Below are 23,302 nucleotides of genomic sequence, written 5' to 3' on the forward strand. Positions count from 1 at the left end.
AAGACAGGATGACCACCATGCCCGAAACCACCGAGTCCCTCGCTGCCAAGCACGCCGCAACCGAGACCTGCACCCGGATGGCCGTGCAGGCCGACCGCCGCGAGTGGGACCAACTGGGCACTCTCTTCGCCGACAAGGTCCTGCTCGACTACACCAGCCTCAACGGGGGCGAACCGGTCCACCTCAGGCCAAAGGAGATCACCGACGCGTGGACCGCCACGCTCTCGGGCTACGACTCCACCCAGCATCTGCTCGCCAACCAGCTCGTCGATCTCGCCGGTGACCGCGCTGTATGCACTGCTTCCTTCCAGGCCACTCACCGTCTGGCAGCGGCCCACGGCGCCTCCTTGTGGACCCTCGGCGGCGACTACCGTTGGGAACTCGTCCGCAGCGGCGACAGCTGGCTGATCGACACCGTAGTCATGACCGCCACCTGGGGCGACGGCAACTACGCGCTGACCGCACAGGCGGCGGGCTGATGGTGACCGGCCCTCCGACCACCGGAACGCCGTCACCACCGACGGCAGTCCGCAGTGGTTCCACTGCCGTACTGGGTGCCGCCCTGCTGGGCTTCTTCCTGATCTCCCTGGACGCGTTGATCGTCACGGTGGCCCTGCCCGACATCGGGCACAACCTCGATGTCGGGATGTCGGGCCTGCAGTGGGTGGTGGACGGCTACACACTGATGTTCGCCGCCCTGATGCTGTCTGCGGGCGCACTGTCCGACCGCGTCGGGGCAAAGCAAGCATTCGGCGCAGGCCTGGTCCTTTTCACTATGGCCTCCATGGCATGTGGGCTGGCGCCCGGGCTCGCGGTGCTCGTCACGGCCCGGCTGGTGCAGGGCGCCGCAGCCGCGGTGATGATGCCTGCCTCGCTCTCACTGGTCCGCCAGGGTTACCCGGATCAGGCCGAACGGGCACGTGCGATCGCCGTCTGGACGGTCGGTGGCGCGGTCGCCGTGGCAGCAGGGCCGATCGTTGGCGGGGCGTTGACCGCGACCGCCGGCTGGCGGTGGATCTTCTACGTCAACCTGCCGGCCGCCGTGTTGGCCCTGGCCCTCCTCACCCGGGTCCCCGAGTCCCGGCGACTGCCGTCGCGACTGGACTGGCTCGGACAGGTGACAGCAGTCCTGGCCATGGGCGGGCTGACGTACGGCGTGATCGAAGGAGGCGCCCAGGGCTTCGGCCGCACCGGGGTTGTCGTCTCCCTGGCCGTGGCTGTGGCCGCGGCCGTGGGCTTCCTCGTGGCCCAGGCGCGAGGCAGCCATCCGATGCTGCCGCTGCCACTGTTCCGGACCCGTGTAGTGGCAGTGTCCCTGGTGGTCGGCTTCATGCTCAACGCCGCATACTACGGCGGGGTGTTCGACTTCAGCCTCTACCTCCAGCAAGAACGCGGCCAGACTGCCCTGCACGCAGGCCTGATGTTCATCCCGATGACGGCCCTGGTCGCGGTCGTGAACCTGGCCTCCGCCCGGCTTGCCGCCCGTTACGGACCACGCGTCCCTATGGCAGCCGGGCAGCTCGTCGGCACGGCAGGGCTTCTCTCCCTGCTGACCGTGGGCACGCACACCCCTGTATGGGTCGTCGCCGTTTTGATGGTGCCCGTCGGACTCGGCGGCGCACTCGCGGTACCCGCGCTCACCGCCATGCTGCTCGACGCCGTACCCGCCGACCGCGCGGGAACCGCCGGCGCCGTACTCAACACAGCCCGCCAAGTGGGCGGTGCCATCGCCGTGGCAGTCTTCGGTGCCCTACTGGCCGGAGCGGACTCCTTCCTCAGGGGGATGCACTGGAGCATGCTGCTCGCGGCCGCCGGGCTACTCGCCACCGCAGGCGCAACACTGACACTCCGGAGGTCCCGGCGCGCTGATGTCCCGACAGCCGCATGAAGACCCACCAGGCACCGCGGCGACCTCGACCTCCGCACCGGTTTCTGGTCGATTCGTTCCGGGATGGTGCAGGCGGTGCCGCGTCGTCGCAGGTAGGCCCGGATTCTGCGGGCCGAGTAGCCCTTGTCGGCCACGACGCGATAGGGCCGGGTCCGGGGCCGCCCCGGACCCGGCCGGGCGATGCGGATCCGGTTCATGACGGGTTCGAACCGGGTGCAGTCGTTGACGTTCCCGCCGGTCGGAGTGAAGGTGAGAGGGCGGCCCCGGCCGTCGCAGGCGAGGTGGATCTTGTTGGTCAGCCCGCCGCGTGACCGGCCGAGGGCTTCACCTTCCCAGAGCCCCCTTTTCGGGCGCCGGCGGCGTGCTGATGGGCCCGCACCATGGTGGCTCGTTGGGCAGAGCCAGAGTGGGGCTCAGCAGCTGGCACGTTTCTTGCGGGTGCTTGCGCCAGAGTTGAGGAAGCCCATGGTTTGCCAGGCATCCATCCACGGCCTGGTGCCCTGACACTCCAGCTGCTTGGCCATTTTCTTGGCCGCCTTCTTCTCTTCCTTCGACATTGGCGCCTCCCCGGCCAGCTAAAGGGTGTTGCAGAAGGTCCGGCTTCGGCAGGCTGAAGTTGTGTCTGACCTGCTGTTTCACCGCGCGACGGCGAGGTTGTGCATGGTGGCGAAGGCCTGGACCGCGTGGTGGAGGCCGTCTCCTTTCCGGCGGCAGTCGCGCAGGATCTTCCCGTTCTTCATCCGGGCGAAGGTGTGCTCGACACGGGCTCGCACCCTTCGGTGCTCGGCGTTGTCCTCCTCCTGCCCGCGCAGGAGGGGGCGGCCGGCTCTCTTGCGGTGCGGGACGATCAGGCCGGTGCCGAGGTAGGCGCCGTCCGCGATGACTGTCGTGCCCGCCGCCAGAGCGGGCAGGTCCGACTCCCGCCAGACGTGCGCGTCGGCCTTGTTCCCTGGCACCGGCCGTGCCGCCGCTATGACCAGGCGGGTGTCCGCGTCGATGATGACCTGCACGTTCGCCGAGAACCGGTAGTTGCGGGACGAGGCACCGACCCTGCGGTCACGAACCGGAATGAGTGGATGACCCGGCACACCGTCGCCGGCGTGATTCCGAACAGCGGCGCGAGCTGCCGCCTCGTGAGGTTCGTGCGGTAGTACACGGCCACCAGCAGCACCCGGTCCGGCAGCGGCAGACACCACGGCCGGCCGCCTCCCGGCCCGTTCGCGTACCGCCTTCACCAGCTTCGCGAACCGGTCCATGCGCAAGCCCGTGAACGTCTCCACCCACAACGACTCAGCTCTCAACACCCCACCCATACAGGGAAATGCCCAATACTGAGCCTGCTGCAACACCCTTTAGTCGAAGTCGGTGGGGCGGCCCAGGCCTTCCACGGCGTCAACGTCCAGCAGGCGCTGGTTCAGACGTTCGCGGATGCGGTCGATGGAGTTGGCGCCGAGCGGCAGGCGCAGGGGCGGGTGGTCCATGCGCGTGGCGGTGATGATCGCGCGGGCGGCCCGGGCGGGGTCGCCGGGCTGGTTGCCGTGCATGGAGAGGAACTGCTCTTTGGCCGGGTCCAGGACCTCTCGGTAGTCGTCGATCGGGTCGGCATAGCGCACGGAGCGTCCGGTGAAGTCGGTCCGGAACGGGCCGGGTTCGACGATGACGACGTGGATTCCGAGATGGGCGACTTCGGCGGCGAGGCCCTCGGAGAGCCCTTCGAGGGCGAATTTGGTTCCGGCGTAGGCGGTGCCGCCGAGGGCGGCCATGACGCCGCCGACCGAGGACATCTGCACGATGCAGCCCGAGCGTTGGGCGCGGAGCGTGGGCAGGACCGCGCGTGTCACGTCCACGGCGCCGAAGACATTCGTGTCGAACTGGCGCCGCAGCTCGCCCTCAGGGAGTTCTTCCAGCGCGCCGCGCAGCGCGTAGCCGGCGTTGTTGACCAGGACGTCGATGCGGCCGAACTCCTTGAGCGCGCTGTCGACGGCGAGCCGGACCGCGGCGGGGTCCGTGACGTCGAGCGGGAGTGCGAGGACCCGGTCGGGAGCGAGAGCGACGAGGTTGTCGAGGGTGCGCGGTTCGCGGGCCGTGGCGACCAGGCGGTCGCCGTCGGCAATGACTTCCTCGGCCAGAGCCCGGCCGAGGCCCGTGCTGGTGCCAGTAACGAACCACACCGTGCCGTCGGTTGAGGGAGTGGAGGGTGAGGGCATCAGTCTTCCTTTCACGTGGCCGGCAGTCAGCCGGAAGTGCGGACGGCGAGATCTTCTTCAGCGCTGTCGTGACCCTTGGCTGCGTGGCCTGATCCAATCTGCGGGACGGTTGTGGTGGTGCGGGGAAAGGCTGTTCGGCGGGTGGCCGCGGCGAGGACCAGTACGGTTGCGAACAAGGCGAGGCTGGTCCAGGGCAGGGGGCCGATGCCGTGGGCGGAGCAGAGGGCTCCGCCCAGCAGGGGACCGCCAGCCATGCCTGCATTGAGCATGGTGACCAGAAGCGACTGGGCGATCTCCATGGCAGGCCCTGCTGCGCGGGCGGATGCGGCCTGCAGCATGGTCGGCGCGGCGCCCAGGGCCATACCCCAGATGGCAACCGCGGCGATGGTGGCGATCGTGTTGGAGCCGACGGTGGCGAGCAGGATCATGGCGCCCGTGAAGGCTGCGAGGACGGTCATCACGACAGCCCGCAGGTGTCGGTCGATCAGGGTCCCGGTCAGCCACAGGCCGGTAATTGCGCTAATGCCGAAGACGAACAGCACGACGTCGACGTGATGCTGGAGGCCAGAGGAGGACAGGAACGAAGCGATGTAGGTGTACATGTTCATGTGGCCGACCTCGAAGCCGAAGGCGACCAGCATCAGTGCGGCGATGCCGGGCAGGGCCAGGGTGCTCCTGACCGGTACGCGCTCGTGTGCTGCTTCAGCGGCCACGGAAGGCAGGGCGGCGCGGGCCCAGACGGTCACCACGAGACCGAGAGCGGCCATCACAGTGAACGTCGAGCGCCAGCCGATGCCGGTACCTAGTGCGGTTCCCAGGGGAACGCCGATGGCCAGGGCGACCGGAACGCCGCCCATGGAGACGGCGAGCGCCCGGCCCTTGCCGGCGTCGGGCACCATGCGCATCGCGTATCCGGCGATCATCGCCCACTGCAGTCCGGCGCCGAGACCGGCGATGAGACGGCCGGTGAAGGTCAGGGCGTACCAGGGAGAGATCGCGGTGACGGCGTTGGCGACAACGACGGACAGGATGGTGGCGAGGAGCACAGGGCGTCGGGGCCAGCGCCGGGTGAGTGCGGTCAGGGGGATCGCGGCGAGCATCGATCCGGCCGCGTAGACGGTCACGAGCTGTCCGGCGGCGGCCTGGGAAACGTCGAGGCCGTCGCTGATCTGTGGCAGGAGGCCGGCCGGGACGGTTTCGGTGAGCACCGTGACGAAACCGGCAACCGCGAGGGCGAGGAGGCCGGCCCAGGGCAGGCGGCCTGCCTCCTTGGGGGTGGATGTGTCTGTCACGAGCCCTCCCGATGTGGTTATCTTGAGTGCCAAGGTAAATTATCTTGAGACTCAAGGGAGTGTCAAAGGGTGTCCGGAGACGAGCAGCCGTTCCCGCAGGACTCGGTCCAGGCCGAGCTTGAGCGTTGGGTGGCCGACATGCCCGAGGTGGACCCGCTCACGGAGGCTGCTCGTCAGCGCATCGGCCGCCTGACGCGGCTGTTCGACCGGCTGCTGTCACAAGTGGCGGCCGACAACGAGCTCACCGCCGGGGACTGGGCAGCCCTCTCGGCGTTGCACCGCTCCGGCCCGCCCTACCAGGCCTCCCCCACCGCCCTGGCGCAGCAGTTGGGGATCACTTCGGGCACGATGAGCGTGCGGCTGTCCCGCCTGGTACAGGCCGGGCTGGTCGAGGCCGCGGCCGCGGCCGACGGGCGCAGCAAGCCCGTCCAGCTCACTGCCCATGGCCAGAGTCGCTGGCGTGCCGCGACGCGGGAGCGCACCGCCCGCGAGCACGTGCTCTTCGCCGAGGCGCTGTCCCGCGAGGGGCTGACGGAGCTCAACGTGCTGCTCGGCGGCCTGCTGGCCCGCCTGGAAGGCGAGTTCGGCCAGGCGGGACGCCACGACGTACCCAAGGACGTCTGAGCTACGCGCTCCCCGGACCGGACCGGGCTTCACGACCATCCGCGATCGGAGACACGACGACTGCAGACATGCACCGCCTGTCTCTGCGGGGGCACGCCGTCACGATGCAGCGCGAGGGCACCGCACGCGGCACCCATGCGCTGATCACGGGTATGCCGTACGCCTTAGACGCCATTTCGGTTGGCGTGATCTTGCGGCAGTCCGGGGTGATGGAGCAGGCGGCGGCTCGCAGTGCCGGTCATCATCGAGGATCTGCCCGCCCACGAGTGCGTCTCACCTCGCCGGGAGCGGCTGGACCGGCGCGGGAGTGCGTTTGGCGGCACGGCTGACGATGGCCGTCTCGACGTGGGTGATGCCCAGGCCGACCAGGTCCTGGGAGAGGAAGTTGTAGAGGGTCGTCAGGTCCGGGAAGTATGCGGCCGCATGCAGGTTCGAGGCGCCCGACGTCGCGAACGCGCCGTGCACAGAGGGGTGGTCGGCCAGCGCCTGTCCGGCAGCGGCCAGATGGTCGGGGGCCACGTGCAGCAGAAGCTTGGCCTCGATGGGCAGCCCGAGGCGGCGCGGATCGACCAGAACCTGGGTGATCAGACGGCCCTGGGCGGCCAGTCGGGCGAGGCGGCGGCGCACCGTGCTCTCTGGGTGGCCGGTGCGCGCGGCCAGGGCTGCCGAGGATAGGCGCGCATCGGGGGTGAGGGCGTCGATGAGGGACTGTTCGAGGGCATCGGTGTCGACGCCGTACGGGCCGGAGGAGGCGGTCGCCACGGGGCCCGGCTCGGCCGGGCGCAGCGCCGCGCGTTCGGACGCGGTCAGCACGTGGTGACGCCATTCGGAGGGGAGCCGGAAGACGTGCAGAATCGTGGCACTCTCCAGGGATGTCACCGCCTGGGTGGAAGGCAGTTGGCGGAAGACCAGCGGGTCGCGTGAACCCGGCTCGGTGCGGGCGACCGCGAAGATCTCGTCGCCCGAGGTGGTGACGTCGATGAACGGGATGTCCGCGCGCGCCGCCAGCGCGGCCACGATTGCGTCGAGTTTTCCCCGCAGGACCCGGATGCGGAGAAACAGCGCCCCGGCCGAGCCGCCGTTGCGCGGTCGCGCGGCCGGGGAGATCACCACGCGCACGCTGCTGTCGGCACCGAGCGCGTACAGGCGGCGGCGCACGGTGGCGGGGCTGAGTCCCAGCACGTGGGCTGCCCGCTCCGCGGTGACACGGCCGTTCCACTGCAGTGCGGCCACCAGCCGCTGATCTGTGGGGCTCAGTACGGAATCCGCCGATGCGCGTGCCATGGAGCCAAGTTTCGCCCATTCCGTCGCCGTGCGGAGCCCCTCTCGACGGCCTTGCCCCGAGCATGGATGGCATCCCCCTGCGAACGACGGATATACCACGGAGGTCCATGTGCCAGCGTTCAAGCAACGGGAGAAAGTACGTTTCGTCAGTGGGGACACTTCGTGTGCCGCCTGGCACTATCCGGGGTCCAATGGCGGCTGCGTCATCATGGCCGGCGGGACCTCGGTGACGAAGGAGCCGGCCTCGGACCTGTTCGCCGCGCGGTTCAACGACGCCGGTTTCGCGGTCCTGGCCTTCGACCACCGACGGTTCGGGGAGAGCGGGGGCGCGCCGCGCCAAGTCGTGCGCGTCAACGAGCAGGTCGCCGACTGGCACGCCGCGATCGAGTACGCGGCCACTCTTCCCGATGTCGACCCGGACAGGATCTCGGTCTGGGGCTTCTCGCTCGCGGGCGGCCACATCTTCCATGTCGCGGCCGACCAGCCTCGGCTGGCCTGCGCGATCGCCCAGACCCCTCTGGTCGACGGCCGCGCGGTCGCTCCCCACGCGTTGCGTGCGATGACGCCCCTCGCGGCGCTACGTCTGTTCGGACGGGGGGTCGCGGACGCGCTCGGAGGCCTCGCCGGACGGCCGCCACTGCTGGTCCCGACCGCCGGAGCACGCGGCGCGGTCGCCTCGCTCACCACGCCCGACGCCATGGACGGCGACCAGGCCCTGGATCCCGACCGCCGCCATGCCAACTGGGAACAGACAGTCGCCGCACGGATCGCCCTGCAGATCGGCAGGTACCGGCCCGGCCGCCACGCCTCCCGGGATACGGTGCCCGCTGCTGGTCGTCGTCTGTGACCAGGACCTGAGCACGCTCCCCGGCCCGGCCGTCCGGGCCGCCCGGAACGCACCGGCTTCCACGGTAGTGCACCTGACTGGTCGCCATTACGCCCCGTTCCTCGAGTCGCACGAGCAGGCCGTCGCGGCGGAGATCTCGTTCCTGGAGAACCATCTACTTCCTCGCGACCCCGGATGAAGCGGGGCAGTACCTGGGCGGTGCCGGACTGCCAGTGCATCCACACGACCGCACCGCCCCTGACAGCGATCTTCTCCGCTTGTGCTGCGATCCGGGCTATGACCACTCGGTGCTCTGCCCTTTCCGTGCCCGGCTGGTCGAGGCGGACGCCCGGGCAGCAGAACTTCGACCAGGTCGTGGAGACTGCCCGGGACGCCGGCGTGCGCCCGAGGAGCTGGCCACGCCGATCTGAGGGTCGAGTGTCGAACCTGGAGCTACTCGACGCACGTGCTGGCCGCGATCCGATCGCTGCACCGGCTGGAGTTTGTCATCGAGACGTTGCGGGCCGCTCGCCGCCGCTGCCCCGGATGGCTCACCGCGAACGCCGATCTGGTGTGGTTCGGCCAGCATGCCACCCGGCCGGAAAACTACTCGCTGCCCTTGGGACAGCAAGCTGCCGTCAACCCGGTGTGGCGCGGGGTGGCCTCGGTCGAAGACCTGTCGGTCTCGGTAGGCCTGCTGAGCTCCACCGTGACGGCGCCTGGCATGACCGGGCTGTTCTTCATCCCAGCCGCCGCGTCCCGCCAGTTGCCCGACGTCGTCCGTCGGCGCTCCCGTCGTACGGCGGGCCGCGCAGGGCGAGGCCGACCCGCAGTAGCCCGTCATCCGCTCCGGCTTGCCGCGAGCTGGGGCGAACCGCAGGAGCCCCCGAGCCGTGCGTGTGCCGAAGCTCAGTAGTGGTCACCGGCGTAGCCGGATGACGTGGTGAGTGGGATCGGTCGAAGCTGTCTGGTCGGCACAAGCGAGGCAACCGGCTTGTCTCACACCGCACCCGGCAGCACTTTCGCCGCAAACTGCGCGAGGGCCGGTGCCAGCTCATTGGATCAGGTCTGTGTGCGAATGCTCGGGCGAGGTCGGGCAGAAGTAGAGCTGCATGTTGTCGGTGCTGCCGACTTCCACCTTGGTCGGCTGCGCAGGGTTCTGCCCGGCACGATGACCGGAGGCATAGGCGGCAGCTTCGTCCTCGTATGGCGCCCAGCCGCGCATGCCGTGGTTCCATGCTGAGTTGGGCGGCACCTATGGTGCCCGCCGGATCACGCGGGTCCTGGGGCGCAAGGACGTCGAGGTGACCCACTGCACCGTCGAGCGGCTGATGGCCGAGCTGGGCATGGAGGGCGTCATCCGTGGCCGACGGTGCCGGACCACGGTTCCAGAGCCGTCGGCACGGTGTCCGCCGGACCTGGTCGACCGCGACCTCATCGCCTCGCGACCTGATCAGCTGTGGACGGCGGACATGACATATGTCCGCACCTGGTCGGGGTGGGCGTATGTGGCGCTCGTCCGGGACGTGCACTCGCGGATGGTCGTCGGGTGGCAGGTCGCGAACCACATGCGAACCGACCTCCCTCCGGAGGCAATGGAGATGGCCTCGTGGGAACGGAGGAACAAGGCTGGAACGCCCCCGTCGGCAGCTGGACCTTCGACCGCGTCCACCTGACGTACACGGCATAGATGTGACGCAGGGTGTGCGGGTGCCCTCGGCATCGATCCCAAACGAAGCGCACCGCGCGTTTGCCCGCCGGAACACCGCCTGGCACGCGGCGGGCGCCAGCGGCCTCCCGTCATCGGCCAGCCACAACCCCAGTGGTGTCCCAATGCGCCTCACCAGACGTCGCCGCTCCGCCGGACCGATCTGCCCGTACGGCCGGCTCCGGGCACTGCCGTCCAGCACCAGCGCATACCGGCCTGTGCGGATCCTCCCCTCCGCAGACACGGAGGGGAAGCGGCCCCGTGCCAGGACCCAGGCAGCTCTCCCGACGAGCCCGGCTCGTCGTGCACAGATCCGCGACCACGGCACCGCCCCCATCCCGCTCATCGACATCGAACCCGTCCACCATCCCGAAGCCGAAGCACAGGCGCCTCACCTCCGCTCAGGAACCACTCACGCTGGTGATCTGCCGACGGCTGAGAAGCTGTTGATGAGACACATGCGGTAGCTCACATAAACCGCGAACTCGTCGTGCTCGACGGGAACGGACACCTGAGCTTCCCCGCGCTGCAACGCCGATCAGCGCCATACGCGGCGCCCCGCCCTCGCCGCCTCCCTGCCGGCACTGCATCGCCTTCGACGTCCTCCAGGTCCAGGGCCGCGAGTTGCCGGACGAGCCGCACTCCGCCCGCCGATCAACAGCACCTCTCGCTGCCCTCATTACGGCCTGCCGCAAAGGCGCTGGTCACGACTGATCTGGCTTAGAGCGTCCGCCGGTAGGGAAAAGTTGTTGCCCCCGGCAGTGGGCGGGACGATCATGACGAAGATGTCGGATCTGCTTGAGCGCGTGACCGCCTTCCGCGCCGCCTTCGCCCGCCGCCAGGCCTCTGAGACCGTCGAGCTGCCCGGGGCCTTCGCCGTCCGCGACTCGGACTTCCCCCAATCCCAGGAGCACAACCAACTGATCGTCCACGCCTCAGACGCCGACCCGGCCGCACTGCCCGAACTGGCTGCGCAGGGCCTCGGACCGCGCCAGCAGTACCGGATCACGCTGCTGGACGAGGCGCTCGGGGAGCGGGCCACCCCGGTGCTGGCGGCGGCCGGCTACGACCGGGACACCGAGCTGATACTGGCCCGGGAGACAGCTGGCTGCGCGCTGCCCGAACCTGCCGCGCACCCGGTCGAGCTGGCCGAGCTGCGAGCGGCGGTGTTCCGCCAGCAACTGGACTGGGGCCTGGACGAGGAACTCGCTCGACAGCTCACCGAGCGCCGTACCGCCCGCCTGCGCGGCGCCGAGAAGGTGTCCTTCCTGGCCGCCCGGACCCCGGAGGGGGAGATCGCGGCCTGGGCCGACCTCTACCTCGACCGAACCGCCGGGCTGGCTCAGCTGGAGGACCTCGTCACCGCTGTGCTGCACCGTAAGCAGGGCTACGGAGACACTCTGCTCGCCACAGGGCTGGCGTTGGCCGCCTCTGCCGAGATCCCGCAGCTCTTCCTCGTCGCGGACGCGACCGACTGGCCGCGCGAGTGGTACTCCTGCCGCGGCTTCACCGAGCTCGGCCGCAGCTACTCCTTCCTCAACCGCTGACGGCAGGGATAAACCGGGGCCCACTGTTGCCGAGCACCCTGAGCCCGGGTTCGGCTGCAAACCAGCGACAGTGCGCCAACTTCCCCAAGGGGTATACGAGTAGGCGATAGCAGGGCGGAAACGGTTCGCCCGATCATGGAGCTCTCTATGCTTCATGATCACCGGGGGATCCGTGCCTGCTGTCCCATCATGCATTCTCGCCCCGATCCGCGACCAGTTCCTCGCGCTGCTGCCCGTGCGCGAGGACCGGCACCCGCTGGGCTGCCACAACCCGAGGATCAGCGATGCGCTCGTCTTCGACCGCCTGGTACAGGTCCTGGTCTTCGGCTGCGGATACGAACGTGCCGCCGACGAGCACTGCTCGGCCACCACCTTGCGCCGGCGCCGCGACGAGTGGATCGCCGCTGGCGTGATGGAGACCTTGCGGCTGATCGCGCTCTCCGCCTACGACCGCATGATCGGCCTCGAACTCGACCGCCTGAGCGCCGATGGCTGCATCACCAAGGCGCCCTCTGGTGGCGAGTGCGCCGGCAGGAGCCCGGTCGACCGAGCCAAACTCGGCATGAAACGCTCGCAGTTGACCGACGGTACCGGTATACCGCTGGTCACCGAGCCCGCACCGGCCAACGCCCGCGACCACACCCTGCTGCCCGCTACCCTCGACCGCTTCCCCGCCCTGGAGCCGACCCTCGGGCCGCTGCCCAAGCACCCGCGCCTTGCCCTGGATGCCGGATACGACTACCACATGGTCCACGATGACCTGGCTGCCCGCGGGATCGATGCGCGCATCGCCGCGCGCGGCGCGAAGACCCCGATCCAGACCGGCGGCCGTTGGGTGGTAGAGCGCACGAATTCCTGGATGAACAACTTCGGCAAACTCCGGCGCTGCACCGAACGTCGGAGAGCGGCCATCGAGTTCTTCCTCGCCCTGGCCGCCGCCATCATCACCGTCCGCTGCCTGATCCAACGCTCCCGGCCCCTCTACCGCTGGAACACCCGACCCCGAAACCCACGCATCCGATGACCTACTGGCGGACGCTCTTACAGAGAAGGTGTCGCTGTCAGTGGTGTCGTGCATGATCGGGGCGTCAGATTTCTGTAGCCGGGAAGACGCCATGCCAATCACAAACCAGCAGGTAGCGGGGCACGCGTTTCTGCAGCCCATGTACGAGGACTCGTACTTCCCCGATCACGTCGTCGACCAAGGCAGGGCGATCCTGCTGCGGCTGTGCGAGCGGATTGAGGCTGAGCAGCCGCCGAATCTGCAAGCCTTGCACGCGCTCACCCAGGCCGCGACGGAGGAGTTCAATCTGCTGGAAGCGAAGTTAGAGGCAGCCGGGAGTGAGATCGAGACCGTTGCGCGTGAATGGATCGCTGAGGAGTTCTGGCTTGTCGCGTCGGCATACGGGTTCGCAGACGCGGATGCGGAAGAGCTGATCGCCAACAGGAACTGGTGAGCAAAGACCGGAGATGCCCGTCGGCTACCTCGAAGCGATGGCCGAGTGCGCCCATTCCGAGAAGCTGTCCACTGGCCGCCGGGCCTTCTGTGCCGTCAGCCCTGAAGGCTTCTCCCCCGACGCCGCTGCGGGCCTCCCAGTGAATGCATGGCACCAGGTGCGACTGCTGGCCAATGAGGACAGGCCGCCCTGCATGCGCACATCACGAAGTCGAGTCGGGTGAGGTCATGACCCACCGGATCGTCTTGGTCAGGGCGTGACCTGCCGGGGGCACACACGCCTGTACCGGCCCTGGGAGGCGACGCAGCCCCAATGACGTCTGTGCCCAGTAAGGAAGGGAGACGACCGCGTTCGCCGCGAGAACGGCATACGGCGCTCGCGCGACCCACGGGAGCGGCGGGTGCAGCAGGATGAAGCGGGCGGCGTCGCGCGCCTCTTTCGTCTCGCGCAGTTCGCTGCGATAGGCGGCAAGCCGCTCATCGAGTTCCAGTCGGGTTGTCGGGGCGTTGCTTACGCCGAGCGCCCTTCCCACCAGAGCCATGTCGGCCACGTAAGCGTCACATCCCTCGGCGTCAAGGGGCTCGGCACCAAAACGCTGGTGGGCAACGAGGAAGCTGTCAGCTTCGGCTGCGTGGACCCAACCGAGAAGATGAGGATCCGATGCCTCGTACGGGTCGCCGTACGTAGTGGTGCCGCGCACATGACTGTGCACCTCGCGAACTCGTTCGACTGCTTCCTGGGCATGCTCGGAGGTTCCAAAGGTGGTCACAGCGAGAAATGTGCTCGTTCGTTGCAGGCGTCCCCACGGATCACCGCGAAACCCGGAGTGCGCGTCCACAGCGGCCATCGCCAATGGGTGCAGCGACTGCAACAGCAAAGCCCGCAGCCCGCCGATGAACATCGACGCGTCGGCATGGACCCTGCGAACGGGGCGGTCGGCGCCGTACCATCGCGGGCCAGGTGTCTGATGGATGCGAACTCGGTTCTCCGGCCCCATCGGGCCGGCGACCCGTTCGAATACGGCACTGCCGACACGTTCGCGCAGATGCGGGAGCGCTCGTGCGAACGAGGTCATGACCTCAGTATGCGCCTGCAGGGCGGAGAGCCGCGAGCTTCAGCACCTCGCCCATGACATCGCACGGTCACGCTCCGAGCGTGCCGGGATCGGAGAAGCGGTCTGCGGACTGATCCGGATGGGCCTCAGTGAACACCCTCGACGATCGCACGGCGATCTTGGCAAGGCCACCGGAGACCGGCTCATCGAGACGCTCATCGATGTCGCCTCCGACGGCTACGCATGTCAGGTCATCGCCGCGACCAGCGACCCGCTGTCCTGCTCCTGCACAGGTGTCCGCGAGATCTCCGTCGGCGCCGCCCGCCGGTTCCTCCACCACGCCCCTCGCTGTACCTCCTGAGCCGGCGCGGCAAGGGAACAGAGCCGGTGGACCGGCCCGGCGGGCCGGTCCACCGGCTACGGGTGTCGCGCGGCCCGGGGTCCCCACTCAGAGCTCCTAACGAAATGATCTTCGAGGTGGTCGGATCACTCCGGGGCCCGTTGATCTGGGGGTGCGGTGTCGCTCGGCGGTAGCTGTGGGACGTCGATGACGAGCTGTGGGCGTGATCGAGCCGCTACTGCCGAAGATCGAACGTCGCACGCGTCATCCCGGGCGGAAGCGGGCTATGACCACGCCAGGTAACGCCGCCTCGTCCGCGCGCTGGGCGTGAAGCCACTGATCGCGCGACGTGGGACCGCCCACGGCACTCAACGCTGGGTTGTCGAGCGCGCCTTCGCCCACTTGCCCTGGTTCCGCCGCCTGCGCGTCCGCTGGGAGATCCGCGACGACATCCAAAAGGCCTTCCTCATCCTGGGGTGCGCACTCATCTGCCGGGGACGCCTGTCACAAGCAACTCGATCCCTCGCCCTCTCGCAGTAGCCATTCCCGGACCGAAGGAGCTTGGTCAAGGAGCTGTCTGACCTGCATTCTCTCTTCGCGTGAGATCATCTTCGGCAGCGGGGCGAAGTCGTCAGGGATCACGTCCAGCCAGCTCACCACGTGGTCTCCCGTACGCAGAGTGATCAGCAGTTCCCACCGCACGTGATCGGGTACGTCAGGGCGGTGGGTCAGGGCGTGCCACAAGGCCGGCCACAGATAGTGGGTGCCGCCGGGCGCCGCATTCGCCCGCACCCACGTCGGGTCCAACCGCTGGCTCAGGCCGAGGTCACCCGCCCGCTCTTCCAGCCGGAACAACGAGGCCGAATCGATGATCTTCACCTCGCGTGGCAGCGGCCGCTCAAGGTCCATCGCCCCATGCTGCCCGACAGCACCTCACATCGGGCAGCCGACCCCAATGAGTCATTCTGTTAGGAGTTCTTCATGGGGGGGGGTCAATGCGAACATCAGGGCGAGGCGGCGAGGGGCAGAGGTACGCGCTCACCTCGGACGAGGACGACAGCGACTTCTGGGGCTTCGCTCACGAAGCGGAGGGGTTGTTCACGCGCCTGCCGGATGAGGAAGGAGCCCGCCGAGTGCACATCGCGGGTCTCCTCCCGCAGGGTGGCCTACTGAGGTGCGTTGACCACGTCGGCAGTCGTCGTGCCGCGGCGGGGAACGCCTGGTTCGAACTCCTCGACGGTGAAGGCGCCACCATGGGGTCCTATTTCGTCAACGAGGTCACCGTCATCGACGTCAAGCCGTCCGCCAGTGGTGCCGGACTCGTCGACCTCACGGTGACGCTCTGGTGCGAGAACGCCCTGCCCGGAGCGGAACGACCGTGGGAGCTGGTTCGCACCGGTCACCTGAACCACACCGGGATGTGGCGCGAACTCGCTCCCGAGGACCGACATGCGTGGCTGTCGGTGGCCCTGTGGTCCCGGAAGTACCAACGCCAGGGGAAGCCCGATGCGGCTGCCGGGCAGGTGTTCACCCTGGACGGCCGACACATCGTCGACGAAGACAGCTTCTACTGCGCGATCGGTGAGGCCATCAACGGACCCGGTGGATACTTCGGCTGGAACGTGGACGCTCTGGACGATTGCTTGAGAGGCGGCTGGGGCGTGACCACTCCGTTCACCTTGCACTGGGATTTCTCGGCCGAGGCTCGGGCGCGGTTGGCGGAATGCGCGCCCGCCGGTGGTCGCGGGCCTGCACTGTTCGACCTGCTCCTGGAGATCTTCGCGGAACGGGGTGTGAGCGTCATCCTTCGGTGACAGGTCGTTACTTCCAGGCAGCGGCCTGGGGAACGTCATTCGGACTCCTGCGGACGGCGGCGGACGGGGGGGATGCTGACGCACCCTGTGCGACCTGTCACCGGGCAATGTGATGGTCGGCCCGGGTGGCCGCTGCACCCTCATCGACCTGGAGCTCGCGGCCCGGCCCGGCGATCTGGTCCTGCGCGACAACACACTCGGCTACGCCGCCCCGGAACAGCACTATGCCGCCCTCGTCGACCGGGCGCCGGGGTCGCCAGCCGACTGCCACGCACTGTGCGGTCTGTTGTTCCTGCTGGCCGCCGGACGCGACCCGCTCCACCTGAACGGCATGTGGAGCGCGGGCGAACTGCTGGCCGGTCAACTGGCGGCCCTGCGGGACCGGCAGGGCTTCGCCGAGGCCGTGGCGCCCCTGGTGGAGGCCTTGATGCGGGAGGATCCCCAGCACCGGCTCACTGGGGCGAAGGCCGCGAACCGGCTGAGCCGGCCGGGACCGTGGGCGGCCGCGGGCGGGGCCCGCGCCTCCGCCACGCCCGTCCGCGGCACCTGCCCCGATCCCCGGGCGGTGCTCGCCGACGGCATCGGCGAATTGGTCGACCGCGTCCGGGTCCACGGGCCCGGAGCGCTCCGTCTCGACGCGCCCTGGCGCGGTCGGCGGGACTCGCTCGGCGCGGACTTCGGAGTCTGCGGGCCGCTGCTGCTACTGACTCGCGCCATGGCGGCGCCGTCCTCGCTCACCGGGGCCGACCCCACCCGGCTGCACGACGCGGTCCGGCGGACCGCCGACCACGTCCGGCGGCAGCCCTGGCCGCAGTCCCTGACCTCGGGTCCTCGCCTGGGCCTGGCCACCGGAGAGGCCGGCCGTCTGTGGGCCCTGTGGGACGCCGCCGAGGTGCTGCGGGATCAGCTGCTGCGCGACAGGTTGTTGACCCGGGCGGCCGAGCCGGCCGGGGCGGTCGTCCCGCTCGCCGGATCCGGCGGAACGGGGACGCGGCTGAGTTTGGGTCACGGCATCGCAGGCCTGGGCCCCCTGCTGCTGCGGCTGTATCTCGCCACCGGCGGCACCGAACTCCGTACCTCGGCCCTGGCCTGCGCCGACGCCCTGCTCGCGGCGAACGCGGTTGGCGGGCCACCACAGGTGGAACGCCCGTGGACGGACGGCGACCCGGCGGGCGGTCTCCTGGCCGGTCCCACCGGAGTCGCCTGGTTCCTGCTGGCCCTCGGCCATGCCCTGGGCCACGCCCCCGCCGTCCAGGTCGCCCGTGAGGCGGCGAACCGGTCTGCCGTACAGGTGATGAGCGTGGCTGAGGCACCCGGCTCCCGCCTCGCGCATCACGACGGCCTGGCTGGCGAGGGGCGCCTGCTGGCCGCCGCGGCCCGCCACGGCATCACCACGGGGAAGGCGCTGCGACGGATCGAGGACGCCATCGCGGCCCGGCACAGCACGGCGCCCACCGGATTCGCCCGGGGGCCTGAGCGGGTGGACGGAGTCCTGCTGGACGTCGGCAGCCGCGGCGCGGAGCGCCTGATCACCGCCGTCGCGGCACGGGCCAACGTCCGATACGGCCGGATCACCGTCCCCGACGACTCGGGAGGATATGCCAACCACACCTTCGCCGACGGCGGTTGCGGCACGCTGTGGGTGCTGCTGCGAGCCGCTGACGCGGGCCCAGGGCTGTGGGACCCCGCCCACCCGATGCCGCCCGCGGTGTCGGCCGCACTGCGTCAACTAGGGCCTTTCGTCTGGATCAGACCGGATCGGGGAGCGGGCTCCGGTGCTGTGCCTTTCAAGGCGACCGACGACAACGCCACTAGATTGGCGTGGAGCGAGCCCCGCATGATTCGAACGAGAGGCCCTCACTGCCGCCGAGGATATTCACATTCACATGCGGAAGAAAGCGTTCATACATGTGAAGGCACCCGTCGGGCAGGCGTCTGCAATAGGGATCGGCCAGTACCGGTCCGTCGTGCAGTGCGCCCAGGGGTGATGATGACCGAAGACCTGAGAAGTGCGGTGGACAGTAAGCCGGATGAGCCGTTCGACTGGGAGGCCGAGCGCCGCTGGAACGACCGGCCCTGGGTGCAGGTGGGGCTCATCGTGCTCGTCGCTTCCGGGGTGGCCATCGCCCTGAACGTCGCATTGAGCGTCACACTCGGGCATCCGAACAACGGGGGAATCGGTGGTGGCCTCGGTGCGGTGATCGCCTCGTGGTGGAATGGCAGGCGTGTACGTCGACAGATTGCCGAGGAGACCGGACTGAGCCCGTGGCAGGTGCCGATCGTCGGTCGGTGGCTGCGCCAGGGGCGCATTCCCCGCGATCCGCAGGCCCGAAAGGCCATGGCCGCGCTCGTGCGGAAACAGCAGCGTGCACTGACGAAGGGCAGGCGCTGGGTGCTGCCAGCCATGATGGCCGCCTTCGCCGCCGGCGGCGTCGTGTCCTTGGTGCTCGGGGAATTCGTGCTCGGGATCGTGCTGTTGGCGGCCTCCGCGCTGCTGATACCCGCACTCCTCACCCAGCGACGCAACATCGGACGACTCCCCCAGATTGAACGGGAACTCGCAGCACCGACAGGAGCAGCGGCTCCACCCGTCGGCTCCTGAACACGGTGTGCGGACCCGGCAAGCGGGCCTGGTGGACGGACCTGGACGCGGGAGGTAGTGGTCCGAGCCAGGGCCTTACCTTTTGATCACCGGGCAGACCAGAGGAAGATTCCCGCGATGTGGAGCCCGGCCAGGTAGACCGTCGCGGTCTTCTCGCAGCGGGTCGCGAGCCCTCGCCACTGTGTCGAGCGGTTGATGCAGCGTTCCACCGTGTGCCGCTGTTTGTATGCCTCGCGGTCGAATACCGGTGGCCTGCCGCCACGGCTCCCACGATGAAGCCGGTGACCACGTCCATCAGCTGGAACTGGGATCACTGCGCGGATCCCGCGCTTACGGAGGTGGTCGCGGATCGCCCGCGAGGAGTACGCCTTGTCGGCCAGGACCAGGTCTGGCCTCGTGCGAGGCCGTCCTCGTCGACGCGGAACGCGCAGGCGGGCCATCACCTGCGAGAAGGCGGGCGCGTCACCGGCCTGTCCGGCCGTGAGGTAGAAGGCCAGAGGCCGGCAGGGGGCATGGGATGCCAGATGGATCTTCGTGGTCAGTCCGCCGCGGGACCGGCCGACGGCGTGGTCGTCCGGCTCGCCGGCCGGAGCCCCTTTTTACGGGCCACAGCCGCATGCTGATGAGCGCGCACGATGGTGGAGTCAACCGAGACGGCCCAGTCGACATCTTCTTCGGCATCGGCCTGCGCGACGAGCGCGGTGAAGACGCGCTCCCACGTGCCGTCGACGGCCCACATCCGCAGCCGGTTATAGACGTCTCGCCAGTTGCCGTACTTCGCCGGCAGATGCACCCACTGCGAGCTGGTCTGGAACTTCCAGGCGATCGCGTCGATCACTTCACGGTGGTCTCTCCACCGGCCCCCACGCTTCGGTGTCCGGTCCGGGAGCAACGGCTCGATCCGCGTCCACTGCGCATCAGTCAACGGCACGCCCGGACCAACGAGGGTGGTAGCCCGGCCGTCATGACTAGTCCCACCAGAACGACCAACGATTCCGTCCCACGAGGTCCATCGCGTACTCAGGGAACGGGGTGGGCGGATCATCGACGATGTTGTTCGCGGTCGAGAGCACGTGCTCCAAGGCGAGCAAGTTCGCGTGCTCTGCTTCAGCGGGCGGACGCCAGCGCATCGCTACCGCGACGGGCAGGGACGAGCACGAGGCGACACCCGGCCAGCCCAAATGGCTCCGTCTCGATGAACCAGGTCAGCAAGCTTGCCGCCGCCTCCTCTGGCGTCGGGCCTGCGGACGCAGCTGGCATCTGAGGTGCCAGGCCCGGCCACTGCTCAAAGGGCGGCCCGGGGTCGTGTGGCCATGGCTCGACTTCTTCCGGCGCCGGGGCCGGTGTCGGGTCCATCCAGAAGGGCAGCCTCCTGCGCCGGTACTCGATGAAGTCCGTGGCCAGCGCCTCCTCCAGACGGACGGCAGCGACGTGGCCCAGGCCGAGCGGCCTTCCCATGGCACCGGGCCGGCACAGGAGTGGCACCAGGCCGCAGGCTTTCTGCTGGCTCAGCAGGTGAGGCCACAGCTGATCGACGTCGTGAGGAAAATCGTCAGAGACCCACACGAGTGCAAGGCCGGAAGACAGAACCGGAAGACAGAAAGCGGCCGGCAGGCAGACCATCGGGCAGGGCAAACGACATGGTCGCACCGTAGACCGTGGTGCTGACAGCGCGGTTACTCGCAGGACTCGAGGACGCCTCCGCCATCAGTGATCCAAACGAAGCGCCCCAGGTGTGATCCTCGGCGCCGAGTTCCTGGCTGCGACCGGCGGTGACATGAGCGTCTTCGGCACCGCAGACCGCCCGCAGGTTTCGGTGGCGTCGCACCCGTGCCTCGTGACTTCGGGAAGATCAGGCGCGACCTTCTCCGGCCGCGACGCTACAAACGCAGACTCCAACGTGTCTTCTACGTCTCCGCGTTGTTCAGCATCCGCCACTGCGAGGAGTCGCGCCGGGTTTACGAACGCAAGCGGGCCGAGGGCAAACGCCACATCCAGGCTGTTCTCGCCCTCGCCCGCCGCCGCGTCAACGTCCGCCGGGCCCTCCTCCGCGGCGGACGGACCCACGAACTCGGGCCATCCGCCGCACTTGCGGCTTGACAGACCGCAGCAGGAATCCCTACGAACGCTGGCTGGCTGCCTACACACGGAGGAAGAAGCGTCCTCAGGCGCCGCTGAAGAGGCTATCCATCACCAGGTCGTGGGTACGTATCCGTAGCAATAGCCTGTGTGGGCGTACTTGTCGGTCCAGTCGAAGTTCAGCAGCTTGTTCCCGGTCTGCGGGCCCACGACGCCGTCGACCTGCAGACTGGAGATGCTCTGGAACTCCTTGACTGCGGTGTAGGTCTCCTGACCCCAGACATTGTCCTCGGAGATCTGACGCTCTCCGGCCGCGCGCCGGTAGTCGTTCACGAGGTGCTGCACACACCAGACCGGGGTGCCACTGGTTACGTGACCATAGCCGACGTAGGACGAGCTGGTGGAGGCACTGGCACTGCCCGAGAGTGCTCCCACGGTCAGGAGCGCGGCACCAGCCACTGCTGCTGCGCGGAAGGCGTACGTCTTGAACATAGTGGAGTCCTTAGGAGATGTGGTTTGAGTCGGCACAGTGCCGTTGGGTGAGAACGCGTCGAAAAGCGTGACGGCCATCGCCACAACTTCGCCGCCGATTGGGTGAGTTCGGACGCACCACTCCTGCAGCCGGGACCTTTGTGGGTGTGCATGCCGGCCAAGGAAGGCTGCGACGCTGACGCGGCGACGGCGCAGCCGGTCCATGCCCCGACTCGAGGAGTTTTGATGTGCGGTGGGGGGCGGTGCGAACAACTCTGCCGGTCGGGTCACCGCCGGCACAACCCGGATCGGCGTCCCGGTCCGGGTTTGGGATGTCCCAGACCCGGACCGGGACATCCCAAACCCGGACCGGGACGTTCCTTCCGCAGCAAGGCGGCGACCTGCCCTTATGCAGCGGCGCTTGGAGGAGGGGGAGACATGCCGGGGCGGTCCCGGCTCTTGACGACGCTGTCTTGCGATCCTCGGCTATTCACGCAGGCTCGAAGATCCGGAGGCTTGCCTCGTGTCTCGACGCCGGGATCGTCCCAATCGGCGGACGCCTCGTCCCGCTCACCACCGGGGCCGACGCCGCACCCCGATGCACCGGCACCCCGGCCTGTCGCCAAAGAAGTCCCCGACCGGCAAAGGACGCTGAGGCCGGTACGCGGGAAACCGGGTTTCTGCGTCACCACGTCACGCGTAGAGCCCGGAGAGCACCGCCGAGACCGCCGAGACCGCCGAGACCGCCGAGACCGCCACAGAACGACGTCCGCCCTTCTCAACGCCGGCCTGTGGACACATCCCTCGCATGAGGTATCGCGCAAGTCCCTCAGTGGCGGGACGTCCCAATCCGCAGGTCAGAGAAGTAAGAGGGAGACGAGACGCCGAGACGCTGGATCAAGGTTGCCACTACCGAGTGCCCCCGGCACTGTGGAGCCTCACCTCTGAGCCCGTCTGCGCCACAACGGGGTCAAGTGCGCCATCCAATCAACCCAATGCATCTCTGGGGGGACACCCATGCGCAAAACCATCCACATGCTCATAGCAGGCGCCGCAGCGGTGGTATCTGTTGTCGGTGTAACCGGAACCGCCTCTGCGAACAACATGCTCGCATTGACCAGAGGCCATACCCTCAACGTCGGGGACTCGGTCACCGGTGTCACCAACAGCAGCACCACGTTCGAGCTGATCATGCAGGCGGACGGCAACCTGGTCGAGTACCGCTGGGACGGCGACCCGACCGAGGGCCGCCAAAGCCGTACGTTCTGCTGGGCATCGAACACATACGGGTCCGGCGCCAACCATGCGACGTATCAGGGGGACGGCAACTTCGTGCTCTACACCCCGGGCGGTTACGCGGTGTGGGCGTCGAACACCGTGGGGGCGGCGGGCTCGACCGTCAACATCAACTCGCGCGGCGATGTATACGTCGGCTACAAGCTGATCGCCTCGTGCTGACCGAACGCCCGCGCTGAACGACCACCTGGTGCCGCCTCGAACGCCGCGAGGCGGCACCACCGCGGTGTGGAGTCGGCTCGCTCGGACACACTGGCAAGTTGCAGCGATGCTCTCCCCCAGCGATGGCTGCACCTTCCCAAGCCGTAGCCGCTGGGTAATGCTTCCCTAGGGTCGCTGCCCATCACCAGGGGAAAGCCCTGCTCCATCGTGTCGATCCCCGCCGTGGCTTGGGTACCGGCGACTTCGCGGCTCTCGACTCGTGGCTGAGACAGCTGGTCTGACACGGCTGGGGACCGTGAAGAGACCGCGGGACGGCCCGCCGCCCGTGAGGACGTCGAGCCGTCGGGACGCACACCGCAGGGGTCAGCCGGCCGTGGCTGGTTCTGAGGCCGAATCCCACTTCAAGGGGGCCACGTCAGAACTGAAGTCGATAAGAAGGTGTCAGCGAAGGGCGGCATCAGCGGCCCGGACCGAGTCCGTGCCGCCTGTAATTGCGAGCACTCCCGTGCGTCCGAGGCCTGGCAGAAGGACGACGCCGCGCTGTCGGTCACTCCTGGACGCGCCCACCAAGGACTGCATCTGCTGCGGCCAGCCCCTGACCCGACGCGAGCCGAACCTGTGCCGGCATTGCGGACAGCCCTGCCACGACGG

Annotated in this window: 24 protein-coding genes and 3 pseudogenes; 15 read left to right on the forward strand and 12 right to left on the reverse strand. The window is 68.6% G+C overall.

Annotated features, from left to right (window positions below; translation table 11 throughout):
* Positions 1-17 precede the first annotated feature (17 nt).
* Both ACFZAT_RS20530 and ACFZAT_RS20535 read left to right on the forward strand, forming a co-directional pair.
* A complete protein-coding gene (locus ACFZAT_RS20530; RefSeq protein WP_391265654.1) occupies positions 18-479 on the forward strand; it encodes a nuclear transport factor 2 family protein in 462 nt (153 codons plus the stop codon).
* Positions 479-1,888, forward strand: a complete 1,410-nt coding sequence (locus ACFZAT_RS20535; RefSeq protein WP_391265655.1) for an MFS transporter — start codon at positions 479-481, stop codon at positions 1,886-1,888. The genes ACFZAT_RS20530 and ACFZAT_RS20535 overlap by 1 nt, the downstream gene beginning before the upstream one ends.
* A gap of 44 nt (positions 1,889-1,932) precedes the next feature.
* Here ACFZAT_RS20535 and ACFZAT_RS20540 read toward each other — a convergent pair.
* The 5 genes and pseudogenes from ACFZAT_RS20540 to ACFZAT_RS20560 form a co-directional block, all read right to left on the reverse strand.
* Positions 1,933-2,276, reverse strand: a pseudogene (locus tag ACFZAT_RS20540) (transposase); the annotation flags it as partial.
* A 25-nt stretch (positions 2,277-2,301) separates the two neighbouring features.
* Positions 2,302-2,445 (reverse strand): hypothetical protein, encoded by a 144-nt coding sequence (locus ACFZAT_RS20545; RefSeq protein ID WP_391265656.1) that lies wholly within the window; start codon positions 2,443-2,445, stop codon positions 2,302-2,304.
* A gap of 78 nt (positions 2,446-2,523) precedes the next feature.
* A pseudogene (locus ACFZAT_RS20550) lies at positions 2,524-3,201 on the reverse strand (transposase).
* A gap of 39 nt (positions 3,202-3,240) precedes the next feature.
* On the reverse strand, positions 3,241-4,095 hold the full coding sequence (locus ACFZAT_RS20555) for an oxidoreductase (protein WP_391265657.1): 855 nt from the start codon (positions 4,093-4,095) through the stop codon (positions 3,241-3,243).
* 26 nt (positions 4,096-4,121) lie between these two features.
* Complete coding sequence (locus ACFZAT_RS20560; RefSeq protein ID WP_391265658.1) at positions 4,122-5,387, reverse strand: MFS transporter; 1,266 nt, start codon at positions 5,385-5,387, stop codon at positions 4,122-4,124.
* Between the two features lie 69 nt (positions 5,388-5,456).
* Here ACFZAT_RS20560 and ACFZAT_RS20565 point away from each other — a divergent pair, with 69 nt between their 5' ends.
* A complete protein-coding gene (locus tag ACFZAT_RS20565) occupies positions 5,457-6,011 on the forward strand; it encodes a MarR family transcriptional regulator (protein ID WP_391265659.1) in 555 nt (184 codons plus the stop codon).
* Between the two features lie 273 nt (positions 6,012-6,284).
* Here the strand turns inward: ACFZAT_RS20565 and ACFZAT_RS20570 are convergent, their stop codons facing one another.
* Positions 6,285-7,295 (reverse strand): AsnC family transcriptional regulator, encoded by a 1,011-nt coding sequence (locus tag ACFZAT_RS20570; protein WP_391265661.1) that lies wholly within the window; start codon positions 7,293-7,295, stop codon positions 6,285-6,287.
* 208 nt (positions 7,296-7,503) lie between these two features.
* Between ACFZAT_RS20570 and ACFZAT_RS20575 the strand changes: the two genes are divergently transcribed.
* Both ACFZAT_RS20575 and ACFZAT_RS20580 read left to right on the forward strand, forming a co-directional pair.
* Positions 7,504-8,142, forward strand: coding sequence for an alpha/beta fold hydrolase (locus ACFZAT_RS20575; RefSeq protein ID WP_391265662.1), 639 nt, complete (start codon positions 7,504-7,506; stop codon positions 8,140-8,142).
* Between the two features lie 445 nt (positions 8,143-8,587).
* A complete protein-coding gene (locus ACFZAT_RS20580; RefSeq protein ID WP_391265663.1) occupies positions 8,588-9,037 on the forward strand; it encodes a hypothetical protein in 450 nt (149 codons plus the stop codon).
* A gap of 138 nt (positions 9,038-9,175) precedes the next feature.
* On the opposite strand, the gene ACFZAT_RS20585 is transcribed toward ACFZAT_RS20580, so the two are convergent.
* Positions 9,176-9,346, reverse strand: coding sequence for a hypothetical protein (locus tag ACFZAT_RS20585; protein ID WP_391265664.1), 171 nt, complete (start codon positions 9,344-9,346; stop codon positions 9,176-9,178).
* A 19-nt stretch (positions 9,347-9,365) separates the two neighbouring features.
* Between ACFZAT_RS20585 and ACFZAT_RS20590 the strand changes: the two genes are divergently transcribed.
* The 4 genes from ACFZAT_RS20590 to ACFZAT_RS20605 all read left to right on the forward strand — a co-directional run bounded on the left by ACFZAT_RS20590 (position 9,366) and on the right by ACFZAT_RS20605 (position 12,833).
* Positions 9,366-9,797 carry a DDE-type integrase/transposase/recombinase gene (locus ACFZAT_RS20590; RefSeq protein WP_391265665.1) on the forward strand — a complete coding sequence of 144 codons (432 nt, stop codon included), beginning with the start codon at positions 9,366-9,368 and terminating at the stop codon, positions 9,795-9,797.
* A gap of 817 nt (positions 9,798-10,614) precedes the next feature.
* Positions 10,615-11,376, forward strand: coding sequence for a GNAT family N-acetyltransferase (locus tag ACFZAT_RS20595; protein WP_391265666.1), 762 nt, complete (start codon positions 10,615-10,617; stop codon positions 11,374-11,376).
* A gap of 172 nt (positions 11,377-11,548) precedes the next feature.
* Positions 11,549-12,400: an IS5 family transposase gene (locus ACFZAT_RS20600; RefSeq protein ID WP_391266016.1), complete on the forward strand. Its 852-nt coding sequence runs from the start codon at positions 11,549-11,551 to the stop codon at positions 12,398-12,400.
* Between the two features lie 91 nt (positions 12,401-12,491).
* Complete coding sequence (locus ACFZAT_RS20605) at positions 12,492-12,833, forward strand: DUF5713 family protein (protein ID WP_391265667.1); 342 nt, start codon at positions 12,492-12,494, stop codon at positions 12,831-12,833.
* A gap of 202 nt (positions 12,834-13,035) precedes the next feature.
* Here the strand turns inward: ACFZAT_RS20605 and ACFZAT_RS20610 are convergent, their stop codons facing one another.
* Entirely contained in the window at positions 13,036-13,908 is an 873-nt protein-coding gene (locus tag ACFZAT_RS20610) for an oxygenase MpaB family protein (protein ID WP_391265668.1), read from the reverse strand.
* 118 nt (positions 13,909-14,026) lie between these two features.
* Here ACFZAT_RS20610 and ACFZAT_RS20615 point away from each other — a divergent pair, with 118 nt between their 5' ends.
* Positions 14,027-14,248 (forward strand): hypothetical protein, encoded by a 222-nt coding sequence (locus ACFZAT_RS20615; protein ID WP_391265669.1) that lies wholly within the window; start codon positions 14,027-14,029, stop codon positions 14,246-14,248.
* A gap of 306 nt (positions 14,249-14,554) precedes the next feature.
* Positions 14,555-14,767, forward strand: a complete 213-nt coding sequence (locus ACFZAT_RS20620) for a transposase (RefSeq protein ID WP_391265670.1) — start codon at positions 14,555-14,557, stop codon at positions 14,765-14,767.
* Here ACFZAT_RS20620 and ACFZAT_RS20625 read toward each other — a convergent pair.
* Complete coding sequence (locus ACFZAT_RS20625) at positions 14,732-15,136, reverse strand: hypothetical protein (protein WP_391265671.1); 405 nt, start codon at positions 15,134-15,136, stop codon at positions 14,732-14,734. The two genes, ACFZAT_RS20620 and ACFZAT_RS20625, sit on opposite strands and share 36 nt — an antisense overlap.
* Positions 15,137-15,360: 224 nt before the next feature.
* On the opposite strand from ACFZAT_RS20625, the gene ACFZAT_RS20630 reads away from it, so the two are divergent.
* Positions 15,361-16,041 carry a barstar family protein gene (locus ACFZAT_RS20630; protein ID WP_391265672.1) on the forward strand — a complete coding sequence of 227 codons (681 nt, stop codon included), beginning with the start codon at positions 15,361-15,363 and terminating at the stop codon, positions 16,039-16,041.
* A gap of 109 nt (positions 16,042-16,150) precedes the next feature.
* Complete coding sequence (locus tag ACFZAT_RS20635; RefSeq protein ID WP_391265673.1) at positions 16,151-18,643, forward strand: hypothetical protein; 2,493 nt, start codon at positions 16,151-16,153, stop codon at positions 18,641-18,643.
* Between the two features lie 86 nt (positions 18,644-18,729).
* On the opposite strand, the gene ACFZAT_RS20640 is transcribed toward ACFZAT_RS20635, so the two are convergent.
* A protein-coding gene (locus tag ACFZAT_RS20640) for an IS5 family transposase (protein WP_391265674.1) occupies positions 18,730-19,574 on the reverse strand; the annotation gives its coding sequence in 2 pieces (ribosomal slippage) (positions 18,730-19,235 and positions 19,235-19,574; 846 coding nt in all).
* Between the two features lie 37 nt (positions 19,575-19,611).
* On the reverse strand, positions 19,612-19,773 hold the full coding sequence (locus ACFZAT_RS20645; RefSeq protein WP_391266019.1) for a DUF4253 domain-containing protein: 162 nt from the start codon (positions 19,771-19,773) through the stop codon (positions 19,612-19,614).
* A gap of 602 nt (positions 19,774-20,375) precedes the next feature.
* Here ACFZAT_RS20645 and ACFZAT_RS20650 point away from each other — a divergent pair.
* A pseudogene (locus ACFZAT_RS20650) lies at positions 20,376-20,743 on the forward strand (transposase); the annotation flags it as partial.
* Between the two features lie 90 nt (positions 20,744-20,833).
* Here ACFZAT_RS20650 and ACFZAT_RS20655 read toward each other — a convergent pair.
* Positions 20,834-21,418, reverse strand: a complete 585-nt coding sequence (locus tag ACFZAT_RS20655) for a peptidoglycan-binding protein (protein ID WP_391265675.1) — start codon at positions 21,416-21,418, stop codon at positions 20,834-20,836.
* 888 nt (positions 21,419-22,306) lie between these two features.
* On the opposite strand from ACFZAT_RS20655, the gene ACFZAT_RS20660 reads away from it, so the two are divergent.
* Complete coding sequence (locus tag ACFZAT_RS20660; RefSeq protein WP_391265676.1) at positions 22,307-22,651, forward strand: hypothetical protein; 345 nt, start codon at positions 22,307-22,309, stop codon at positions 22,649-22,651.
* Positions 22,652-23,302: the final 651 nt, after the last annotated feature.

The organism is Streptomyces sp. NPDC008163, assembly GCF_042956885.1.
GTDB lineage: Bacteria > Actinomycetota > Actinomycetes > Streptomycetales > Streptomycetaceae > Streptomyces > Streptomyces drozdowiczii_A.

Bases quoted from the DNA above. Each gene is read 5' to 3' on its own strand.
- ACFZAT_RS20530 (WP_391265654.1), top strand. From the start codon at position 18: ATGCCCGAAACCACCGAGTCCCTCGCTGCCAAGCACGCCGCAACCGAG.
- ACFZAT_RS20535 (WP_391265655.1), top strand. From the start codon at position 479: ATGGTGACCGGCCCTCCGACCACCGGAACGCCGTCACCACCGACGGCA.
- ACFZAT_RS20545 (WP_391265656.1), bottom strand. From the start codon at position 2,445: ATGTCGAAGGAAGAGAAGAAGGCGGCCAAGAAAATGGCCAAGCAGCTG.
- ACFZAT_RS20555 (WP_391265657.1), bottom strand. From the start codon at position 4,095: ATGCCCTCACCCTCCACTCCCTCAACCGACGGCACGGTGTGGTTCGTT.
- ACFZAT_RS20570 (WP_391265661.1), bottom strand. From the start codon at position 7,295: ATGGCACGCGCATCGGCGGATTCCGTACTGAGCCCCACAGATCAGCGG.
- ACFZAT_RS20575 (WP_391265662.1), top strand. From the start codon at position 7,504: ATGGCCGGCGGGACCTCGGTGACGAAGGAGCCGGCCTCGGACCTGTTC.
- ACFZAT_RS20585 (WP_391265664.1), bottom strand. From the start codon at position 9,346: ATGCGCGGCTGGGCGCCATACGAGGACGAAGCTGCCGCCTATGCCTCC.
- ACFZAT_RS20595 (WP_391265666.1), top strand. From the start codon at position 10,615: ATGTCGGATCTGCTTGAGCGCGTGACCGCCTTCCGCGCCGCCTTCGCC.
- ACFZAT_RS20605 (WP_391265667.1), top strand. From the start codon at position 12,492: ATGCCAATCACAAACCAGCAGGTAGCGGGGCACGCGTTTCTGCAGCCC.
- ACFZAT_RS20610 (WP_391265668.1), bottom strand. From the start codon at position 13,908: ATGACCTCGTTCGCACGAGCGCTCCCGCATCTGCGCGAACGTGTCGGC.
- ACFZAT_RS20615 (WP_391265669.1), top strand. From the start codon at position 14,027: ATGGGCCTCAGTGAACACCCTCGACGATCGCACGGCGATCTTGGCAAG.
- ACFZAT_RS20625 (WP_391265671.1), bottom strand. From the start codon at position 15,136: ATGGACCTTGAGCGGCCGCTGCCACGCGAGGTGAAGATCATCGATTCG.
- ACFZAT_RS20645 (WP_391266019.1), bottom strand. From the start codon at position 19,773: ATGCGCTGGCGTCCGCCCGCTGAAGCAGAGCACGCGAACTTGCTCGCC.
- ACFZAT_RS20655 (WP_391265675.1), bottom strand. From the start codon at position 21,418: ATGGACCGGCTGCGCCGTCGCCGCGTCAGCGTCGCAGCCTTCCTTGGC.